The sequence below is a fragment of the Synechococcus sp. A15-44 genome (assembly GCF_014280115.1).
Taxonomy (GTDB): domain Bacteria; phylum Cyanobacteriota; class Cyanobacteriia; order PCC-6307; family Cyanobiaceae; genus Parasynechococcus.
This window is the reverse complement of sequence record NZ_CP047938.1, coordinates 901,285-916,886: the sequence shown is the minus strand read 5'-3', so window position 1 is coordinate 916,886 and position 15,602 is coordinate 901,285. Positions and strand designations below refer to the sequence as shown.

The following is a 15,602-nucleotide window of genomic DNA, read 5'->3' as shown; positions in this document are numbered from 1 at the left end:
GGGGTTGCCCGAATGTCCGAGGCCTGATGCAGCCCCTCAGCCCCGCCTTCATTGACCAACTCCGTTTTAACGAAGCGGGGCTGATTCCAGCTGTGGCCCAGGACTGGCTGGACGGGGCGGTGCTGATGGTGGCCTGGATGAACCGGGACGCCATCGAAGCCACCCTGCGCAGCGGTGAAGTGCATTACTGGAGCCGCTCACGCCAGGAGCTTTGGCACAAGGGGGCCACCAGCGGTCACGTTCAGACGATGCGGGAGATCCGCTACGACTGCGATGCCGACGTGCTGCTGGTGACCGTGGAGCAAGCCGGAGAGGTGGCCTGCCACACCGGCTCCCGCAGCTGTTTCTACGAAAACAGTGACGGGCGAACGGCGGGTGGGGCAGAGGCTCTGCCGCCGCCAACGGATGCCTGCACCGAACTGTTCCGCGTGATCGAAGGACGACAGGAACAGCCGGAGGAAGACAGCTACACCAACAAGCTGCTGGCGGGGGGAGACAACAGCATCCTCAAGAAAATCGGCGAGGAGAGTGCTGAATTCGTGATGGCCTGCAAAGACGACAATGCCGCCGAGATTGCCGGCGAAGCTGCGGACATCGTCTTCCACATGCAGGTGGCATTAGCCCATCACGGCGTGAGCTGGCGGCAGGTGCAGGAAGTGCTGGCCGCGCGGCGGGGTGCCCCCCGCCGGCACTAAGGCAGGCAGGGGCTGTCGCTGCTGATCACCACTTGATCGCCCAGCTCCACGGTGTCCAACAACACCCCCATGGTGAGCTTTCCGGCGTTGATGCACCCGCCAGTCACCGCCTTGCCGATCCGGCTCTCGTCGTTGGTGCCGTGAATGGCGAAGCTGTACCAGCGGAAGACGCCGTCGTAGGTGTTGAAGCGGAAGGGCTGCTCGGTTGCCGGCATTGGAGCCAGGCTGATGTAACCGATGCCGTACTCACCGGTTTCCCCATCACCTTTGAAGTCGATGGAGTTCATGTTGGTGAAGAGGGTCTCGCGCAGCTCGTCTTCTGTCTTCCCGGATTGCTCCACCAGGGAGGGGTCCATCTCGAAGCGATCGTCGCTGAGGATGGCGTTCACCTCAAAGGTTCCAAGCGGCGTGACGCCTTCTTCAAAGGTGGTGCCTTCACAGCCGATGCCATGGCGCCCATGGCCAACGGTGAAACGCAGAGGCCCCTCAGCACGATCGAGAACCCCTTCATTGGCTGACGGATTGCTGCCGTCCAGCTGAATCCGAATCGGTTCGCGAGCCTGGGGCTCCAGCACCGCGGTGCTGGTGTCAGAACGGCAACCCACCAGGCTGACCATCAATCCGGCCATCACCAGAGAGCGGACCAGGTCCATGCATCGACCACGACTTCCGGCAGCATGCCGCGGCCGGATGGCGGCGTCACTCAGGCAACACAGATTCAGCTGGTTCGGTGGGCTGTCGAATCGTCAAACCGAAACGGGTGGACTGCTGCATCAACCACGCGAGTGTGAGGCGATCCCGCTCTGAAGGCACCAACACCGGACTCTGCCCCTGGCTCACCGCCAAGGCGTCGGTGGGATCAGAACTGTGACCCCAGAGTCCGAAGGCGTGACCCAGTTCATGCAGAGCCGTGGCTTGCAGGGCATCGGCCCGAAGCTCGGGGGAGACCATCACCTTCACCTGAGGCTCGAGGCGCCTCCGGCCCAAACGCTGCACGTCCACCACCTGAAGCTGTGTTCGTCCATTGCTGGCCCTCCAGACCCCCTCGACCTGACGGCGGGCCGGGCGCTGGCGCTGGATCAACACGTTGGCCTGGTCCGGATTGTCCACCAGCGTGAGCGGAACCAGTGCACCCCAGGTGGTCAGCGCCGATGACACCTGATCAAGCCAGCGTTGCTCCCAGCGGTTGGCCGGCGTGGCGGCGGCGGGCTGAACCCACACGCACCAGTGCTTCAACACCGGAGGGCCCAGGGAGGTGGTGGCGATGGAGGAGGCATAGCCCGGCCTCTGGCCTGGAGGCTGGCGTTCCAAAGCCACCTGCAGGGTTCGAACCTGCTGTTGTGGAGGACAGAGCTCGGGCTGCATCAGGCGGCGGGAAGACCCACACCGCGGGCCATCAGGGTCGCCATCAACGGAATGCTGGCGAAGCCGACCAGTTCAATGTTGATGATCCAGGCCAGACGCTTGGCCAGGGCTTCGCTCACCTTCGGCAGCTCACCCTTGCGCAGGGGAATCGCCCAGAGGATGTAGGTGATCGTGGGATACAGCGACAGGCCTCCCACGGAGAGGTAAAGACCAACCTTCCACCAGAACAGCGGATTCTGGGTGTAGAACTCAGCCCCCTGGCCGAAGTGGATCACCCGCAGGATTCCACTGACAAGAAGAGCCAGGGCAGCGATGCCATAAACGATGTCGGTGATCACCATCGCCGTGGCTTCCTGGCGATTCGGATCCGCTTTGATCAGCTTCCGCTCCAGCACCAGAGCGCCAAAGCAGAGCATGAAGCTGAGGTAGTGAACGTAGGCAACGCCAGCGTTTTTGGCGATGTCGGACGTGAGAGCGACGGCCAGGGGCATGGGCGTGGCGGCGGAAGGTGCGGCGACCTTAGCCACCCAATTGAATTAACAATGAAAGATTCACTTCAGCAACAGGAAGAAAGAGTGAAATAGCGCACAAAGTATTAATTCGGGAGTCTTTATTATGACCGCCAGAAAAAAACACTTTGGTTCTAGGTTCAATTCAGCCGTATCGTCATGATGACGAGTTCTCTGAGTGCTTTTCTCGGCGAAATTGGTCGCCATCAACTGCTCACTCCAGAACAGGAACTCATGATGGGGAGGAAGGTTCAGGCGATGGTCGCCATCACAGAACGCTGTCATCTGGCTGGCGGGAGTGGCCCAGCCTGTGAGTACAGCGATGAAGAAAAAGGCGTGATTCGCCGTGGCGAACGGGCCAAGAATCAGATGATTACCTCCAACCTTCGTCTTGTCGTCAATCTGGCCAAGCGTTATCAGGGCAAGGGTCTGGATCTTCTCGATCTGATTCAAGAGGGCACCCTTGGCCTCACCCGTGCCGTCGAGAAATACGACCCCACCCGCGGCCATCGTTTCTCCACCTATGCCTACTGGTGGATTCGGCAGGGGCTGAATCGAGCGCTCTCCACCCAAAGCCGCACGATTCGCATTCCCGTGAATGTGAACGAAAAGCTCACCAAATTGCGGGCTGCCAAGGCACGCTTGATGCAGCGCAATGGCCTCAGCCCCAGCGGAGAGCAACTCGCGGAGTTCATGGAGATCCCCATCGCTGAGGTGGAAGATCTGCTGGCCTGTGAACTGCGCAGCGTCACCGTGAGCCTGCAGGGGGTTGTGAAATCGAAATCGGATCCTTCCGAGCTGGTGGATGTGCTGCCAAGCGAGGAGCTCCCGCCGCTGGAAAGGGCCGAGATCGCTGAACGCACCGCGTCCGTGTGGTCTTTGCTGGCCAAAGCCAATCTCACCCCGAAAGAACACACCGTTGTGACCCTGCGCTTTGGGCTGGATGGCACCAACGAATGGCGCACCCTTGCCGAGGTGGCACGCCACATGAACTGTTCACGGGAGTATTGCCGTCAGGTGGTGCAGCGGGCCCTGCGCAAACTGCGCAAGACGGGCATTCAAAGCGGACTCGTGGAATCCACACCCTGAAGATCGGCACGCCCCGCTGGCGTCTTGCGGAGGAACTGGGGAGAGTGGATCCAACCGGTTCCCTCCGCATGACTGACCAGGCTGCGCGAACCACCGTTGAAGCCGACGTGCTTGAACGGGAGGTGATCGACGAAAACCTGCTGCGGAGCCTGTTGCAGCGGGCTGGCAGAGGTCTTGCCGCCCCAGCCCTGGAAGCCCTGGAGTTGATGCTTGACCCCGGGACCCCCTCAGCCGCACGGCTGACGATGCTCGCTGCCCTGAGTTACCTACTGATGCCGGCCGACCTGATTCCAGACCTGCTGCCGGTGGCCGGTTTCAGTGATGATCTGGTGGCGCTCACGGCCATGGTGGGTCTGTGGAGCAATCACGTCACTCCCGCCATCCGGATGCGAGCTCGCCGCAAACTGGATCGTTGGTTTCCCCTGGCGCACTGAATCGCTGAACTGAATCGCTGATCAATGTCTGGCTGGACCCCTGAATTTGAAGCGGATCTCACTCTGCTGCTGAAGGACTGGTTAAAGCAGCAAGGGCGCACCCAGGCCGACCTGCGTCGAAACCTGCGCGCTGTGTCGACCCGAATGCCTTCCCTGCTTGAGGTGCTGGAGCGCGAACACAACATGCGTGGACTGGCTGGACTGGCTGATCGGCTCTGCAGCGTTGAAGCCGAATGGCACGGCCAGCCTTCCAGCGAACCTGCCGGTGTGGCAACGGCCGACGACGATCCGTTCGGGCAACTTGATCTGCTTTTGCAGGAAATTCGAGACGACTGCACCGATTAACCGCTGACACGGGCAAAGTGGTGGCTCAGACATCGCCCCGATGACGCGAAATCACCTCCTCTGCCCCTCCGTTCTGTTGATGATGTCGGTGTTGGGCGCTTCCTCGGCCCATGCGCAAACCGAGGGGTGGCTGCGGGGACCGGGTAGCGCCACGGGCAAAGACAGCAAGATTGAAGCCGATTGCATCAAGGCAGAGGACGGCTCCGTCACCTGCGACACCAAGGTGGTCAACCCGGCCAGCGACACCAAGGCTCGCCCCTACTACACCCCCTTCAACGACTGAAGCCCGTGAGTGAACCCACGCGTTCCAAGAGAAGTTTTCTCGGTTTCGTTGATGCAGGTGAGCGCGAGGTCGCCAGACTGCTCACCCTGATCACAGCCGTGGTGATCAGCGCCGCCATCATCCAGCTGATTGTTTCCTTGAGCTCCAAATTGCTGACTGGGTCAGCGGCAATATGGTTGGGCGATGACCTGATCAAGATCCTTGGCGATCTGCTCACCGTGTTGATCGCGCTGGAGGTGCTGCAAAACATCACCAGTTACCTAAGGCGCCACGTGGTGCAGATCGAACTGGTTCTGGTCACCGCACTGACGGCGGTGGCTCGAAAGGTGATCGTGCTGCCCTCCGGTGCTGAAAACAAACCCCAGCTGCTGGTGGGCCTCGGGATCGCTGTCGTCTCACTTTCAGCGGCTTACTGGTTGGTGAAGCGTGCGAACGCCACTCCCTCCCGCAAACGACTGGGCCTCGGAGGATCAGCCATCAAGCTTGATTTCCAGGACTGAGGCTTCACGAACAAAAGGAAGGCCGCCCTTCCCGATGGAAAGACGGCCTAACTCGCTCGTTTGCGCATGGCAATCGACTTCAACTTCAGTGTCTGATGCCTTGGAAAAACTCCTCCAGCAATGGAACTGAGACAGGAGGGTCGAAGCGTCTGGCTCAAGGCACCCTGGGGCCATCGGGTCCAGGTGTGAAGCGGCTCTCCTGCGGGGCACCTACGAACGATGCAGAGGGGAGTCGACTGGCTTGACGCTCTTCGTTGTCGCGCCAGACGAATCGCTTACGAATGGGTGGAAACTGTTGGAGCAGGGGCCAGAAAGTCAGTCTGCTTCTGGGGCTTGCTCAGGTGGAGTGTCGGCCGTCATGGGCTCCTCCGATCTCGATGCACTCACTCTCGTCAGCGATGCCACCGACGGCAATCAGCTGTCGTGCTCATTGCCTTTTGGGGGCTGCACGACCCATCGTGGAGGTGGCGTGCCTCGCCGGGCTTAAGCCGCATCCCAGTGCAAGGCGAGCCAGAGAGTTCCCGGATCAGGATCCGTGCGCTCCACCCGGTGGCGTTGATGGGGCGAAAGCAGTAAATGATCCCCTGGACTGAGATCCACAATCCGATCGGGGTTCTGCAGCGCAACACAGGCACTCCCGCGCAACACAAGCACCCACTCGTGATCGGACTGATCCATCCATTCGTCACGGGGGGAGCTGAAGCCGTTGGAGGCGATCAACAGCAGTCTCCATGTTTCGGCAGATGCCACCACCTGGGTTGATTCCTCACCCGGTGGAGGGCACGGGGTCGCCAACAGGTTGGCCTCTCCCCCCGGCCGATGGTCACGCTCACCCCAGCGCCGACCGATGTCGTACCCCCAGGATCGGGCCAACTGAACAACCTGGTTGTGGTCCGCACAAGCCGCCAGCTGTTCGCGGCTGCTGGAGTCGTTCCGCACACGCTCCGCAAGGGCCTGAAGTTGGGAGATCTTGCTGAGGAAACGGATCAGATCCTGTTCCGCCACGGAGACCACCGCACAGCTTCAACAGTGATCCTGACAACAGACCAATCAGGGGATCGACGCAAAAGTCAGAAGATCCTGACCTTCTGTTTCATGCCGTCCGCAACCAAGGCACTCACCATCGGAGATCTGGAGGCTGGATTCTCGACCTACTGCCAGGCCCTGCGTCGCCTTGTGGCCGATGGACGCGACCTCAACGCCATTCGCCGGACGGTTTGCTGGGACTACCTCAACCGATTGCACACCTCGCTTCCGAAGGATTACCGCTCTCCCGATGAACTGATCCAGCGGTTCCAGAAGGAGGCATCGCCTGCTCAAGCAGACTGATCCAAGCCACATCATCCCTGTGCTGAGCCACCTCCTGCGCTGCTGCATTGGTGCGTTTCTTGTTCTGCTGCTGAGCCTTGGTTCAGCCGGCGCTTCGCTGGCTGCAGGGTCTGACGCCAGCCCCGGCGCCCTGTTGTTCGAACAGCACTGCGCGGGATGCCACATCAACGGTGGCAACATCATTCGCCGGGGCAAAAACCTGAAGCTGAAGACCCTCGAGCGTGAGAAGGTCGCAACTGTGGACGCCATCGCAGCCATCGCCCGGGAAGGGCGAGGCCAGATGAGTGGTTACGCCGATGTTCTCGGGAGCGATGGAGATCAGCTCGTGGCTGAATGGGTGCTCACGCAGGCTCAGAACGCCTGGACCCAGGGATAAACCTCGAGCGCCGTCCAGATCCCCTGCTTCCAATAGATGTCGTCCTCAACCAGCCTGCGGACGACGTCGATGCTGTCGGCCTCGAAGATCCCGAAAACATGGGTGCTTCCCTCGGTGGGTCCGAGCGTGACCAGCGTTCCCTGCTCTTTCAGACTTTGGAGACGAGCAAGGTGCTCATCCCGATAGGGAGCACGCTTCTCATGAGCATCCGCGCAGTAAGTGCCCCACAAAACGAAACGTGCCATAGCGAAGGATGAAATAACAGCGAACTTTTCAGTGGAAAATGATGGCATAGCCGCTTGAACCATGGCTATGTTGTGAAGGTTGATATCTCTCGAAAGCGATGCTCACTGGGAGCGACCTTCTCAATAAAGTCAAAGACCTGGGTGACATCAGCAAGTCTGACCTTGTTCGTGCCTGTGGCTATGTCTCCACGAAAAAAGATGGTGGTGAACGTCTGAATTTCACCGCTTTTTATGAAGCACTGCTGGACGCCAAAGGCGTCAGTCTTGGCGTGGGTGGAGTTGGCGGCGTGGGCAAAGGCGGCCGCAAACTCAGCTATGTGGCCACTGTGCAAGGAAACGGCAATCTTCTCATCGGCAAGGCCTATACAGCGCTGCTCGACCTGAAACCTGGAGATGAATTTGAAATCAAACTTGGTCGCAAACAGATTCGTCTGACACCGGTGGGTGCCACCGACGAAGACGACGAGTGATTCAACATTAAAAGCAGTGCAACCCCGGCCAATGCCGGGGTTTTTCATGGCTTGAGCGGGATGGCAGCCCCCTAGGGCTGATCGGCAGCGGCACGCAACTCAGCGCAAAAACGACCAGCTTCCTGAGCTATGTCCCCGGGCGACGCTGCGGCCATCCGTTTCACAAGTGCACTGCCCACAATCGCTCCATCGGCACCCCAACCCCGAACCTGACGCACCTGCTCGGCACCGGAGATCCCAAAACCAACCGCAACAGGAACCGGTGAGGTTTGTTTGAGTTGCTGCACCAAACCTTCAACCCTGCTTTCCATCTGAGCTCGCTCACCGGTGACACCGGTGACACTCACCAGGTAGGTGAAACCTCGGCTGCATGTCGCAATCCGACCCATCCGATCTTGGGGAGTGGTGGGTGCAACCAAGAGCACCAAATCCAAGCCATGACGCTCTGCGATTGTCGACAGCCGCTCCGCTTCCTCAAGGGGTAGATCAGGGACCACCAAACCCGCCGCACCAGCCTCCGCTGCGGACTGGCAAAACGCCTCCATCCCCACATTGAGCAGTGGATTGGAATACGTGAACAGGATCACGGGAATCTGCAGCTGGCCTTTCAACGAGCGCAACATGTCCAGAACACCCTTTGGCGTGGTTCCGGCGGCAAGGGCCCGGGACGCAGCAGCCTGAATGACCGGCCCATCAGCGAGGGGGTCGCTGTAGGGCATTCCCAGTTCGACCATGTCAGCCCCTGCACGTTGCAGGCTGAGCATCACATCAGCGGTGACAGAGAGATCCGGATCGCCGGCCATCAGGAATGGCATCAAGGCGAGGCGACCGTCCTGCTTCAGCTGCTCAAAGCGCTGGGCGATGGAAGAGGACTGCTGATTGGGCATCTCGGTCAACCGACCAGGAACAAACTTCGGAAGCCTATGAGTCGACGGGGGCATCGCCGTCCGCGGGAACCGAGGCATCCGCTCCAATCTTGCGCAACAGCGCCTGTTGCTCCTCCTCGGGAAGAGCATCAAAACGGGCTTGAAGCGTCTCAGCTTCCTGTTTGTCGTAGACCTCGCGGTAGCGACGCCGCTGATCCATGTAGGTCATCTGGCCGGTGACCACACGGAACAGGTAAGAGCTTGTCCACACCACCACAATCACAACCAGCAGGGCCTCCGCAGCAATTCCTGCCGAAAACCCCTCAAAGCCTGCAGCTTGAAAGCCGACCTGCCCAAGCCCGCCCAGCAGGAGGACTGCAAGTCCGATCAGAAGAACCTTGCCACGCGTCAATTCAGACGTCTCCCTGACCGCTCAGCCGGAAATTGAGGAAGGGGGCAAACAGAATCATCCCCGGGAAAAAGAGGAAGACCAGGCCATAGATGCCCAGACGCTCCAGCTTGCCCATGCGATGCCAACGCTGGTTCATCCACGCGTACAGGGCGAGGGGAACCACAACGAGATACAGGCCGCCCAGAACGGTGTAGGCCAACAGAACCAACAACGTGTCCTGTGGGACTTGAGAGAGCAGGGACGAAAGGTCCAAGGCCTGAGGACAGCTGGGGGAAATCTAAGATGTCCGGGCGGGGGCATGGCGGAATCGGTAGACGCACGCGACTTAAAATCGCTTGGGCCGAAAGGCCTGTGGGGGTTCAAGTCCCCCTGCCCCCACCAACTGAGCTCAAGACGGCAGCAACTCAGCCAGCTTGGTGCGGAAATCTCCCTTGGGCATGCCGCCCTTCAGTTCTCCCTTGATCGAAAAATCTCCATCGGGATCGTTCACCAGGAGGTAGGTGGGCCAGCCCATCCCCTCCTTGTTGGGGTACTGCTTGAGCAGGATCTTCCGGTATTTCCGATACATCTCCGTGTCCTGCAGCATCACGGAGATGAAGCTGCAGCCGAGTTCCTCGGCCACCTTGCCGTCGTAGTGACTCATGCGGTGACAGGTGCCGCAGTCTTCAGAGCTGAACTTGATCAGGTGCATCGGCAACGGCCCAGGACAGGATCTCTCCAGCATGGAAAGGAACCAGTCCATTCACAAGTTCCGGCACGAGATGGTCACGGCGTTGCAACGTGATGCGACGCGTGTTGGCTGGACGGTTGTAGAAGGCTGGCCCATTCAGGCTGGTGAAGGCTTCGAGATGCTCCAGGGCGCCCTCCTCATCAAAAACCTGGGCATAGCTCTCCAGGGCGAAGGGCGCATTGAAGATGCCGGCGCATCCGCAGGCACTTTCCTTGGATGCCCGTTCATGCGGTGCCGTGTCGGTGCCGAGAAAGAAGCGTGGGTCACCGCTGGTGGCCGCCCGGCGCAGGGCCTGACGGTGGCATTCCCGCTTGGCCACGGGGAGGCAATAAAAATCACTGCGCAACCCGCCGGCAAACATTGCGTTGCGGTTGATGTGCAGATGGTGGGGGGTGATGGTGGCGGCGAGATGACGATCCGCTGAGCTGACGTATTGCACCGCTTGTTCGGTGGTGATGTGCTCGAACACAACCTTCAGCTCGGGATGGCGGTCCCGCAGTGGTGCCAGATGGCGTTCGATGAACACCGCCTCTCGGTCGAAGATATCGATCTCGCTGTCCGTGACTTCACCATGGATCAGCAAGGGCATGCCGATCCGGGCCATCGTTTCCAGCACGGGATCGATCTGCAGCAGATCCGTCACCCCTGCGGCGGAATTGGTGGTGGCGTTGGCGGGATAAAGCTTGGCGGCAGCAAAAACGCCCTCTTGAAAACCCATCTCCAGCTCCGCAGGAGCGATCGAATCCGTGAGGTACGCCGTCATCAGGGGCGTGAACTCCAGATCAGCGGGGCACGCCGCCTGAATGCGATCGCGATAGGCCTGTGCAGCAGCCACCGTGGTCACCGGGGGACGCAGGTTGGGCATCACGATGGCCCGCTGAAAACGGCGGGCGGTATGGGCCACAACCTGGTTCAGCATCTCCCCGTCGCGGAGATGCACGTGCCAATCATCTGGGGCGATGATCGAGATCTGATCAGACATTCAGCTGCAAACCGTTCACGGCAAGGCGCAAGGCATCGAGGCGATCACCAGTGATGTGGCTTTTGGGGAGCCGATCCAACAGCTTCAGCTTCTGCAGGCGCTTCTCCGTGCTGCCCGTTGCACCAACCAGGAACACCTGACGACTCTCTTCAATCGCTTCCTTGACGGCATTCTCGAGGGCGATCGCAGCGGTGACCCCCAGGTGGGACACCTCGGAAAGGTCGAAGACCACCGCCTGACAATTGCCGATGGCGTTGTGCTCACGCGAGATGGCCTTGGCCACGCCGAAGATCATCGGCCCGGCGAGCTGGAACAACAGAACCTTGCCGGAGGCCTGATCCAGCAACACCTGCTCTTCATCGGTCAGCTCCACATCGTCATCAGCGGTGCTGATCGTTTTCACTTTTCTGGACTGCAACGCGCTCATCCGATCAATGGTGAGCACGTTGGCCACGAAAACTCCGATGCCCACTGCAGTGATGAGATCCACCAGCACCGTGAGCGCAATCACGCCGTAGGTGATCACCGCAGCTTTCACCGAGAGGTGGTGGGCCCGTTGAAGGAAATCCCAATCGATGATGTCGATGCCCACCTTCAGGGCGATGCCCGCCAGCACGGCAAGGGGAATCGTTGAGGCGAGAGGGGCGGCGGCCAGAACGACCACCATCAAAATCAGCGCACGAACAATCCCTGACAGGGCTGAACGTCCGCCGGCCTGAATGTTCACAACGGTGCCCATCGTGGCTCCCGCCCCAGGCAGTCCGCCAAAGACGCCCGACGCGATGTTGGCCAATCCCTGACCCACCAATTCCTTGTTGGAGTTGTGCTCCGTGCGGGTGAGGCTGTCAGCCACAACGGAGGTGAGCAGTGCATCGATGCAGCCGAGCATGCCCAGCACTGCGGCATCCACGAACATCAAACGCAGCTGTCCGCCCGACAAGGTGGGAACATGCAGGCTGGGGAGCTCAGCATTGAACGGCGGAATGGTCTTGAGACCGGCGTCGTGGAACAGGGTCATCGACAGCACCGTTCCCAGAACAAGAGCGAGCAGCTGCGGCGGGCAGAAACGCTTCACGCTGGCTGGAGTGAACCAGAGGATTGCAACGGTGATCAACGCCAGCGCCAGCTCCATCGGCTGAATTCCGGCAATCAAACCCGGCAGGTTGGACAGGGTTCCCATCACCCCGCCCGATGCAGTCTGCCCCAGGAAAGCGGGCAGCTGGAGAATCACCAGGATGGCTCCAATCCCCGACATGAAGCCAGAGATCACGGTGTAAGGCATCTGGGTGACGTATCGACCCAGACGGAAGACGCCAAAAAGAATCTGAAACAGGCCCGCCAAGATGACCACGGTGAAGGCCATGGCCATGGCCGTCTCCTTGTCCGGAGCCGTGGCGGTGAAGCTCAGGATCACCGACGTGAACACCACGGTCATGGGACCGGTGGGTTCGGAGATCAAGGTGGGCGTTCCGCCGAAGAGAGACGCCACCAAGCCGATGATCACGGCGCCCCAAAGCCCAGGGGCAGGGTCACCCGTTGCGGCGACCCCGAAGGCCAGGGCCATCGGCAGAGCAATCACCGCGGCGGTCACGCCACCAAAGGCGTCACCCCGGAGGTTGCTGGTGCTGATCCGGTTCAACAAGGTTTCTTATCTATTACCCAGGTGAGTGACCTTAGGTTGATTCGCTTCAAAGCACAATCCCCTTACAGCTGAGCTCGCCCCATGCCTGAATTTCTGCAGGCCTCGATCCAAGTGCTCCTGGGCATCGGACTGCTGTTCGGTGGCGGGGAACTGTTCGTTCAGGGGTCCGTCGCCATGGCGGTGATCTTCGGGATTCCCCAGCTCGTGATCGGCCTCACGGTGGTGTCGCTGGGCACCAGCGCCCCGGAACTGTTCGTGAGCCTGAATTCGGTGCTCCAGGGATCTGACGCCCTCGCCGTGAGCAATGTGGTGGGCAGCAACATCTTCAACGTGATGGTGGTGCTGGGCAGCAGCGCCCTTGTGCTGCCCTTGCGGGTTGAAAGCCGCCTGGTGAGGCGGGATGTGCCTCTGATGATTGCCATCTCGGCGGCGGTCTGGGGCATGGCCTCCGCAGGACGGGTGACCTGGCAAGCGGGCCTGGCCTTGCTGTTGGGGCTTGTGATCAACACCGTCTGGGAGATCCGCACCGCCCGTGAAGAACCGGACGACAGCGGTAGCGCTGAACCTGACATCGAAGAGGACGCAGCGAGCGGCGGTTGGACTCTTGCCGTCCTGCGACTGATCGCAGGCATCGGCATCCTCACCGTTGGATCACAGGTGTTGGTGAGCGGCGCCACATCTGCCGCGACCTATTTAGGGGTGAGTGAAGCGGTGATCGGTCTCACGATCGTTTCCGCTGGAACGTCGATGCCGGAATTGATCACCTCCCTGGTGGCCGCCCTGCGCGGGCGCACCGATCTGGCGATCGGCAACGTGGTGGGCAGCTGCCTGTTGAACCTGCTGCTGGTGCTGGGCGGTGGCGCCTTGGCTGCCGCTGGCCGCGGCCTGGACGTGAGCCCCGAGTTGATTCAGGACGATCTGCCCGTGATGTTGCTCACCAGCCTGGCTTGCCTGCCGATCTTCTGGACGCGCGGACGGATCAGCCGACTGGAGGGTGGATTGCTGCTTGGTTTGTACATCCTTTACATCGTTGACAACGTTCTTCCAAGAACAAGCCTCGCCAGTTGGTCAGATGAGTTCCGGCTGTTGATGCTCTGTTTTGTGCTGCCGGTGGTGATGATCGTGATCATGACCCAGGCGTTGGTGTTCTGGCGCACCAAGACCTAGCGGCATCGCGGGTGAAGCCTATGAAGAGACGAATGGAGTTGTATTTGCACATCTGGTGATGACCGTTTGATCCACCGTGGTCATCCTTGGTGTGTGTCGATCGGCTTGCCGATGCTTGAGCTGCTTCCACCGCTCAACGACAAAAATCTTCCCTGGCTCGACGTCATCCATCCGATCGTCGTTCACTTCGTGATCGCCATGGCGCTGATCACGGTGGTGTTCGACGTGATTGGTGTTATCAGCAGAAAAAAAAACCTGTTTGAAGTCAGCTTCTGGAACCTGATCGTCGCCACCGTGGCGATTTTTGTGGCGATCATCTTCGGCCAGGTGGAGGCCGGTCTGGCCAATCCCTACGGCGCCTCGCGGGACATCCTCAACATTCACAGCACCATCGGTTGGTCCCTGGCCGGCGTGCTGGCCCTGCTCACGGGCTGGCGCTACGTCGCCCGGCAGAAGGATCCGGCCAACTTGCCCAGGGGCTTTCTGGCCCTTGATGTGGTGCTGGCGGGGCTTGTGATCACGCAGGTGTATCTCGGCGACAAGCTGGTCTGGGTTTACGGACTGCACACGGTCCCCGTGGTGGAAGCCATCCGTCAGGGGGTGGTGTCGTGACCCACTTCGCCGCGATCGCATCGCCGATCAACGACATCGCCGACTCCCTCGGCGCCAACAACCTTCCTTACGCGATTCCGCTGCACCCCAACCTGGTGCACCTGACCATCGGCCTGTTTGCGATCGCCATCGCGTTCGACGTGGCCGGTGCGTTCTACCCGCTGGAGAAACGGCTGTTCCGCTACTTGGCTCTGCCGGTCACCCGTAGCGGCTTCCACGACGTGGGCTGGTACAACCTCGTCGCCTGCAGCGGCATCAGCTTTTTCACCGTGGCCGCCGGGTTCTACGAAATGCTGCTGGCAGTGCCGTTGCCAGGCATCCGCAGCATTCTCGGCCAGACCGCCATCGACACGATGCTCTGGCATGCCATCGGTGGCGTCGCGATCCTGCTGGTGATCGTGGCCATGACCATCTGGCGTGGTTACCAACGCTTTGTCTGGCGCAAGGACCTGGGCCGTCAGGTGAGCTGGCTGTATCTGCTCTGCGGCATCGCCATGCTGCTGGTGATGGGGCTGCACGGAAGCCTGGGCGCCTGGCTGGCCAGTGACTTCGGCGTGCACATCACCGCAGACCAGTTGCTGGCCGCTGGCGCCGATCTGCAGGAGGCCTTGCCATGACCAGCACAACCCCCAAGAGCGGCCCGAACCTCGGCGCCATCGTGATCATTGGCATCGCGGTAGCCATCAACCTGGTGATCGCCAAGGCGATGGCGACATGGTCCTACAGCTGGTTCCCGCCGCAGGCTTCCAGCGCAGCGGCGTACGTCGACGATCTGTTCGCCCTGGAAACCGGCATCGGCTCCTTCATCTTCTTCGGCTGCACCGGCGTGATGGGCTGGGTGCTGCTGTTCAACCGGGCCGGCAAATACGACGAAAGCGACGGAGCACCGATTGAGGGCAACACCAAATTGGAGATCATCTGGACCGTGATCCCACTGCTGCTGGTGTTCGCCATCGCCTTCACGTCCATGAAGGTGAATGACACCCTGAACGCCCTGGGGCCGAAGCAGAAGTACGCCATCGGTGCCGACACCGGCGCACTGCTCTCGGCCGATCCCATGGCGCAGGTGGGACCCATCCAGGTGATTGCGCGGCAATGGAGCTGGGAATTCAGATATCCCGATGGCGTTCGCAGTTCAGAACTGCACCTCCCCATCGATCAAAGGGTCAACCTTCAGCTGCAATCCGAGGACGTGATTCACAGCTTCTATGTGCCGGCCTTCCGGCTGAAGCAGGACATCGTTCCCGGCAGCCTGATCTCCTACAGCCTCACGCCCACCCGAGAGGGACGCTTCCGCCTGCGCGACGCCATGTTCAGTGGCGCTTACATGTCGGTGAATCAATCGAACGTGATCGTCGAATCGGAGCAGGCCTACGCCGATTGGCTGAAGCGTTCGGCCAAGCAAGCCCTGCAACCCGGCCTCGACCCCGGCCGCACGCTTTACGACCGCCGCATCGCCCGTGGTGACAAAGGCTGGGCCACGGTGCCACCGGCTCCAGCGCCCCTGGTCAACGACCCCGGTGATCCATCTCTCCCGCACGACGCCTGAGC

24 protein-coding genes and 1 tRNA gene are annotated in these 15,602 nt (G+C 60.6%); 14 read left to right on the top strand and 11 right to left on the bottom strand.

The genetic code is table 11. The features are described 5' to 3' along the window. Positions 1-26: 26 nt before the first annotated feature. Positions 27-695: a bifunctional phosphoribosyl-AMP cyclohydrolase/phosphoribosyl-ATP diphosphatase HisIE gene (hisIE, locus tag SynA1544_RS05065; protein ID WP_186515050.1), complete on the top strand. Its 669-nt coding sequence runs from the start codon at positions 27-29 to the stop codon at positions 693-695. Here hisIE and SynA1544_RS05060 read toward each other — a convergent pair. From SynA1544_RS05060 to SynA1544_RS05050, 3 genes are read right to left on the bottom strand one after another with little or no spacing between them, the layout of a single operon-like run. Beyond that, positions 692-1,348: a L,D-transpeptidase gene (locus SynA1544_RS05060; RefSeq protein ID WP_186515049.1), complete on the bottom strand. Its 657-nt coding sequence runs from the start codon at positions 1,346-1,348 to the stop codon at positions 692-694. The genes hisIE and SynA1544_RS05060 overlap by 4 nt on opposite strands. 46 nt (positions 1,349-1,394) lie before the next feature. Then, positions 1,395-2,060 (bottom strand): peptidase, encoded by a 666-nt coding sequence (locus SynA1544_RS05055; protein WP_186515048.1) that lies wholly within the window; start codon positions 2,058-2,060, stop codon positions 1,395-1,397. Continuing rightward, positions 2,060-2,551 carry a DUF2214 family protein gene (locus tag SynA1544_RS05050; RefSeq protein ID WP_011363983.1) on the bottom strand — a complete coding sequence of 164 codons (492 nt, stop codon included), beginning with the start codon at positions 2,549-2,551 and terminating at the stop codon, positions 2,060-2,062. Before SynA1544_RS05050 ends, SynA1544_RS05055 begins: the two co-directional genes overlap by 1 nt. A gap of 180 nt (positions 2,552-2,731) precedes the next feature. Between SynA1544_RS05050 and SynA1544_RS05045 the strand changes: the two genes are divergently transcribed. From SynA1544_RS05045 to SynA1544_RS05025, 5 genes are all read left to right on the top strand, one after another. Beyond that, positions 2,732-3,658, top strand: coding sequence for a sigma-70 family RNA polymerase sigma factor (locus SynA1544_RS05045; protein WP_115160726.1), 927 nt, complete (start codon positions 2,732-2,734; stop codon positions 3,656-3,658). Between the two features lie 68 nt (positions 3,659-3,726). Next, positions 3,727-4,092 carry a YkvA family protein gene (locus tag SynA1544_RS05040; protein ID WP_186515047.1) on the top strand — a complete coding sequence of 122 codons (366 nt, stop codon included), beginning with the start codon at positions 3,727-3,729 and terminating at the stop codon, positions 4,090-4,092. Positions 4,093-4,116: 24 nt separating this feature from the next. Continuing rightward, the gene (locus SynA1544_RS05035) at positions 4,117-4,437 is read left to right on the top strand and encodes a hypothetical protein (protein ID WP_186515046.1); all 321 of its coding nucleotides are present in this window, start codon (positions 4,117-4,119) and stop codon (positions 4,435-4,437) included. A 40-nt stretch (positions 4,438-4,477) separates the two neighbouring features. After that, positions 4,478-4,720 (top strand): hypothetical protein, encoded by a 243-nt coding sequence (locus tag SynA1544_RS05030; RefSeq protein WP_255477727.1) that lies wholly within the window; start codon positions 4,478-4,480, stop codon positions 4,718-4,720. 5 nt (positions 4,721-4,725) lie between these two features. Beyond that, positions 4,726-5,220, top strand: a complete 495-nt coding sequence (locus SynA1544_RS05025; RefSeq protein ID WP_186515045.1) for a phosphate-starvation-inducible PsiE family protein — start codon at positions 4,726-4,728, stop codon at positions 5,218-5,220. Positions 5,221-5,703: 483 nt separating this feature from the next. Here SynA1544_RS05025 and SynA1544_RS05020 read toward each other — a convergent pair whose 3' ends face one another. Further along, positions 5,704-6,225: a Nif11 domain/cupin domain-containing protein gene (locus SynA1544_RS05020; protein ID WP_186515044.1), complete on the bottom strand. Its 522-nt coding sequence runs from the start codon at positions 6,223-6,225 to the stop codon at positions 5,704-5,706. 90 nt (positions 6,226-6,315) lie between these two features. On the opposite strand from SynA1544_RS05020, the gene SynA1544_RS05015 reads away from it, so the two are divergent. Together SynA1544_RS05015 and SynA1544_RS05010 are read left to right on the top strand one after the other, a co-directional pair. Further along, entirely contained in the window at positions 6,316-6,549 is a 234-nt protein-coding gene (locus tag SynA1544_RS05015) for a DUF3136 domain-containing protein (RefSeq protein WP_114988622.1), read from the top strand. A gap of 19 nt (positions 6,550-6,568) precedes the next feature. Further along, positions 6,569-6,925 (top strand): c-type cytochrome, encoded by a 357-nt coding sequence (locus SynA1544_RS05010; protein ID WP_186515043.1) that lies wholly within the window; start codon positions 6,569-6,571, stop codon positions 6,923-6,925. On the opposite strand, the gene SynA1544_RS05005 is transcribed toward SynA1544_RS05010, so the two are convergent. Next, a complete protein-coding gene (locus SynA1544_RS05005; protein ID WP_186515042.1) occupies positions 6,901-7,170 on the bottom strand; it encodes a YciI family protein in 270 nt (89 codons plus the stop codon). The two genes, SynA1544_RS05010 and SynA1544_RS05005, sit on opposite strands and share 25 nt — an antisense overlap. Before the next feature lie 98 nt (positions 7,171-7,268). On the opposite strand from SynA1544_RS05005, the gene SynA1544_RS05000 reads away from it, so the two are divergent. Beyond that, complete coding sequence (locus SynA1544_RS05000) at positions 7,269-7,640, top strand: AbrB family transcriptional regulator (protein WP_186515041.1); 372 nt, start codon at positions 7,269-7,271, stop codon at positions 7,638-7,640. Positions 7,641-7,711: 71 nt separating this feature from the next. Here the strand turns inward: SynA1544_RS05000 and trpA are convergent, their stop codons facing one another. The 3 genes from trpA to SynA1544_RS04985 are packed head-to-tail and all read right to left on the bottom strand — an operon-like array spanning position 7,712 to position 9,171. Next, on the bottom strand, positions 7,712-8,527 hold the full coding sequence (gene trpA, locus SynA1544_RS04995; protein ID WP_186515040.1) for a tryptophan synthase subunit alpha: 816 nt from the start codon (positions 8,525-8,527) through the stop codon (positions 7,712-7,714). A gap of 34 nt (positions 8,528-8,561) precedes the next feature. Then, positions 8,562-8,918 (bottom strand): DUF3007 family protein, encoded by a 357-nt coding sequence (locus SynA1544_RS04990; RefSeq protein WP_186515039.1) that lies wholly within the window; start codon positions 8,916-8,918, stop codon positions 8,562-8,564. Between the two features lies 1 nt (position 8,919). After that, positions 8,920-9,171, bottom strand: coding sequence for an NAD(P)H-quinone oxidoreductase subunit L (locus SynA1544_RS04985; RefSeq protein ID WP_115008824.1), 252 nt, complete (start codon positions 9,169-9,171; stop codon positions 8,920-8,922). A gap of 39 nt (positions 9,172-9,210) precedes the next feature. On the opposite strand from SynA1544_RS04985, the gene SynA1544_RS04980 reads away from it, so the two are divergent. Next, a tRNA-Leu gene (locus SynA1544_RS04980) sits at positions 9,211-9,299 on the top strand. A 7-nt stretch (positions 9,300-9,306) separates the two neighbouring features. Here the strand turns inward: SynA1544_RS04980 and SynA1544_RS04975 are convergent. From SynA1544_RS04975 to SynA1544_RS04965, 3 genes are read right to left on the bottom strand one after another with little or no spacing between them, the layout of a single operon-like run. Next, positions 9,307-9,609 carry a thioredoxin family protein gene (locus SynA1544_RS04975; protein WP_186515038.1) on the bottom strand — a complete coding sequence of 101 codons (303 nt, stop codon included), beginning with the start codon at positions 9,607-9,609 and terminating at the stop codon, positions 9,307-9,309. After that, positions 9,584-10,630: a dihydroorotase gene (pyrC, locus tag SynA1544_RS04970; RefSeq protein WP_186515037.1), complete on the bottom strand. Its 1,047-nt coding sequence runs from the start codon at positions 10,628-10,630 to the stop codon at positions 9,584-9,586. The genes SynA1544_RS04975 and pyrC overlap by 26 nt, the downstream gene beginning before the upstream one ends. Further along, positions 10,623-12,272, bottom strand: a complete 1,650-nt coding sequence (locus SynA1544_RS04965) for a SulP family inorganic anion transporter (protein WP_186515036.1) — start codon at positions 12,270-12,272, stop codon at positions 10,623-10,625. The genes pyrC and SynA1544_RS04965 overlap by 8 nt, the downstream gene beginning before the upstream one ends. An 81-nt stretch (positions 12,273-12,353) precedes the next feature. Here SynA1544_RS04965 and SynA1544_RS04960 point away from each other — a divergent pair, with 81 nt between their 5' ends. From SynA1544_RS04960 to SynA1544_RS04945, 4 genes are all read left to right on the top strand, one after another. Further along, positions 12,354-13,439 (top strand): calcium/sodium antiporter, encoded by a 1,086-nt coding sequence (locus tag SynA1544_RS04960; protein ID WP_186515035.1) that lies wholly within the window; start codon positions 12,354-12,356, stop codon positions 13,437-13,439. A 111-nt stretch (positions 13,440-13,550) separates the two neighbouring features. Further along, on the top strand, positions 13,551-14,051 hold the full coding sequence (locus SynA1544_RS04955) for a DUF2231 domain-containing protein (RefSeq protein ID WP_186515463.1): 501 nt from the start codon (positions 13,551-13,553) through the stop codon (positions 14,049-14,051). Then, on the top strand, positions 14,048-14,668 hold the full coding sequence (locus SynA1544_RS04950) for a DUF2231 domain-containing protein (protein ID WP_186515034.1): 621 nt from the start codon (positions 14,048-14,050) through the stop codon (positions 14,666-14,668). Before SynA1544_RS04955 ends, SynA1544_RS04950 begins: the two co-directional genes overlap by 4 nt. Further along, a complete protein-coding gene (locus SynA1544_RS04945; RefSeq protein WP_186515033.1) occupies positions 14,665-15,600 on the top strand; it encodes a cytochrome c oxidase subunit II in 936 nt (311 codons plus the stop codon). The genes SynA1544_RS04950 and SynA1544_RS04945 overlap by 4 nt, the downstream gene beginning before the upstream one ends. Positions 15,601-15,602: the final 2 nt, after the last annotated feature.

Excerpts from the sequence above, each read along its gene's own strand:
- SynA1544_RS04960 (WP_186515035.1), top strand. The coding sequence starts at position 12,354 with ATGCCTGAATTTCTGCAGGCCTCGATCCAAGTGCTCCTGGGCATCGGA.
- SynA1544_RS05050 (WP_011363983.1), bottom strand. The coding sequence starts at position 2,551 with ATGCCCCTGGCCGTCGCTCTCACGTCCGACATCGCCAAAAACGCTGGC.
- trpA (WP_186515040.1), bottom strand. The coding sequence starts at position 8,527 with ATGCCCAATCAGCAGTCCTCTTCCATCGCCCAGCGCTTTGAGCAGCTG.
- pyrC (WP_186515037.1), bottom strand. The coding sequence starts at position 10,630 with ATGTCTGATCAGATCTCGATCATCGCCCCAGATGATTGGCACGTGCAT.
- SynA1544_RS05030 (WP_255477727.1), top strand. The coding sequence starts at position 4,478 with ATGACGCGAAATCACCTCCTCTGCCCCTCCGTTCTGTTGATGATGTCG.
- SynA1544_RS05000 (WP_186515041.1), top strand. The coding sequence starts at position 7,269 with ATGCTCACTGGGAGCGACCTTCTCAATAAAGTCAAAGACCTGGGTGAC.
- SynA1544_RS04945 (WP_186515033.1), top strand. The coding sequence starts at position 14,665 with ATGACCAGCACAACCCCCAAGAGCGGCCCGAACCTCGGCGCCATCGTG.
- SynA1544_RS05060 (WP_186515049.1), bottom strand. The coding sequence starts at position 1,348 with ATGGACCTGGTCCGCTCTCTGGTGATGGCCGGATTGATGGTCAGCCTG.
- SynA1544_RS05055 (WP_186515048.1), bottom strand. The coding sequence starts at position 2,060 with ATGCAGCCCGAGCTCTGTCCTCCACAACAGCAGGTTCGAACCCTGCAG.
- SynA1544_RS04955 (WP_186515463.1), top strand. The coding sequence starts at position 13,551 with ATGCTTGAGCTGCTTCCACCGCTCAACGACAAAAATCTTCCCTGGCTC.
- SynA1544_RS05035 (WP_186515046.1), top strand. The coding sequence starts at position 4,117 with ATGTCTGGCTGGACCCCTGAATTTGAAGCGGATCTCACTCTGCTGCTG.
- hisIE (WP_186515050.1), top strand. The coding sequence starts at position 27 with ATGCAGCCCCTCAGCCCCGCCTTCATTGACCAACTCCGTTTTAACGAA.
- SynA1544_RS04975 (WP_186515038.1), bottom strand. The coding sequence starts at position 9,609 with ATGCACCTGATCAAGTTCAGCTCTGAAGACTGCGGCACCTGTCACCGC.
- SynA1544_RS05015 (WP_114988622.1), top strand. The coding sequence starts at position 6,316 with ATGCCGTCCGCAACCAAGGCACTCACCATCGGAGATCTGGAGGCTGGA.
- SynA1544_RS05005 (WP_186515042.1), bottom strand. The coding sequence starts at position 7,170 with ATGGCACGTTTCGTTTTGTGGGGCACTTACTGCGCGGATGCTCATGAG.
- SynA1544_RS05045 (WP_115160726.1), top strand. The coding sequence starts at position 2,732 with ATGACGAGTTCTCTGAGTGCTTTTCTCGGCGAAATTGGTCGCCATCAA.
- SynA1544_RS05040 (WP_186515047.1), top strand. The coding sequence starts at position 3,727 with ATGACTGACCAGGCTGCGCGAACCACCGTTGAAGCCGACGTGCTTGAA.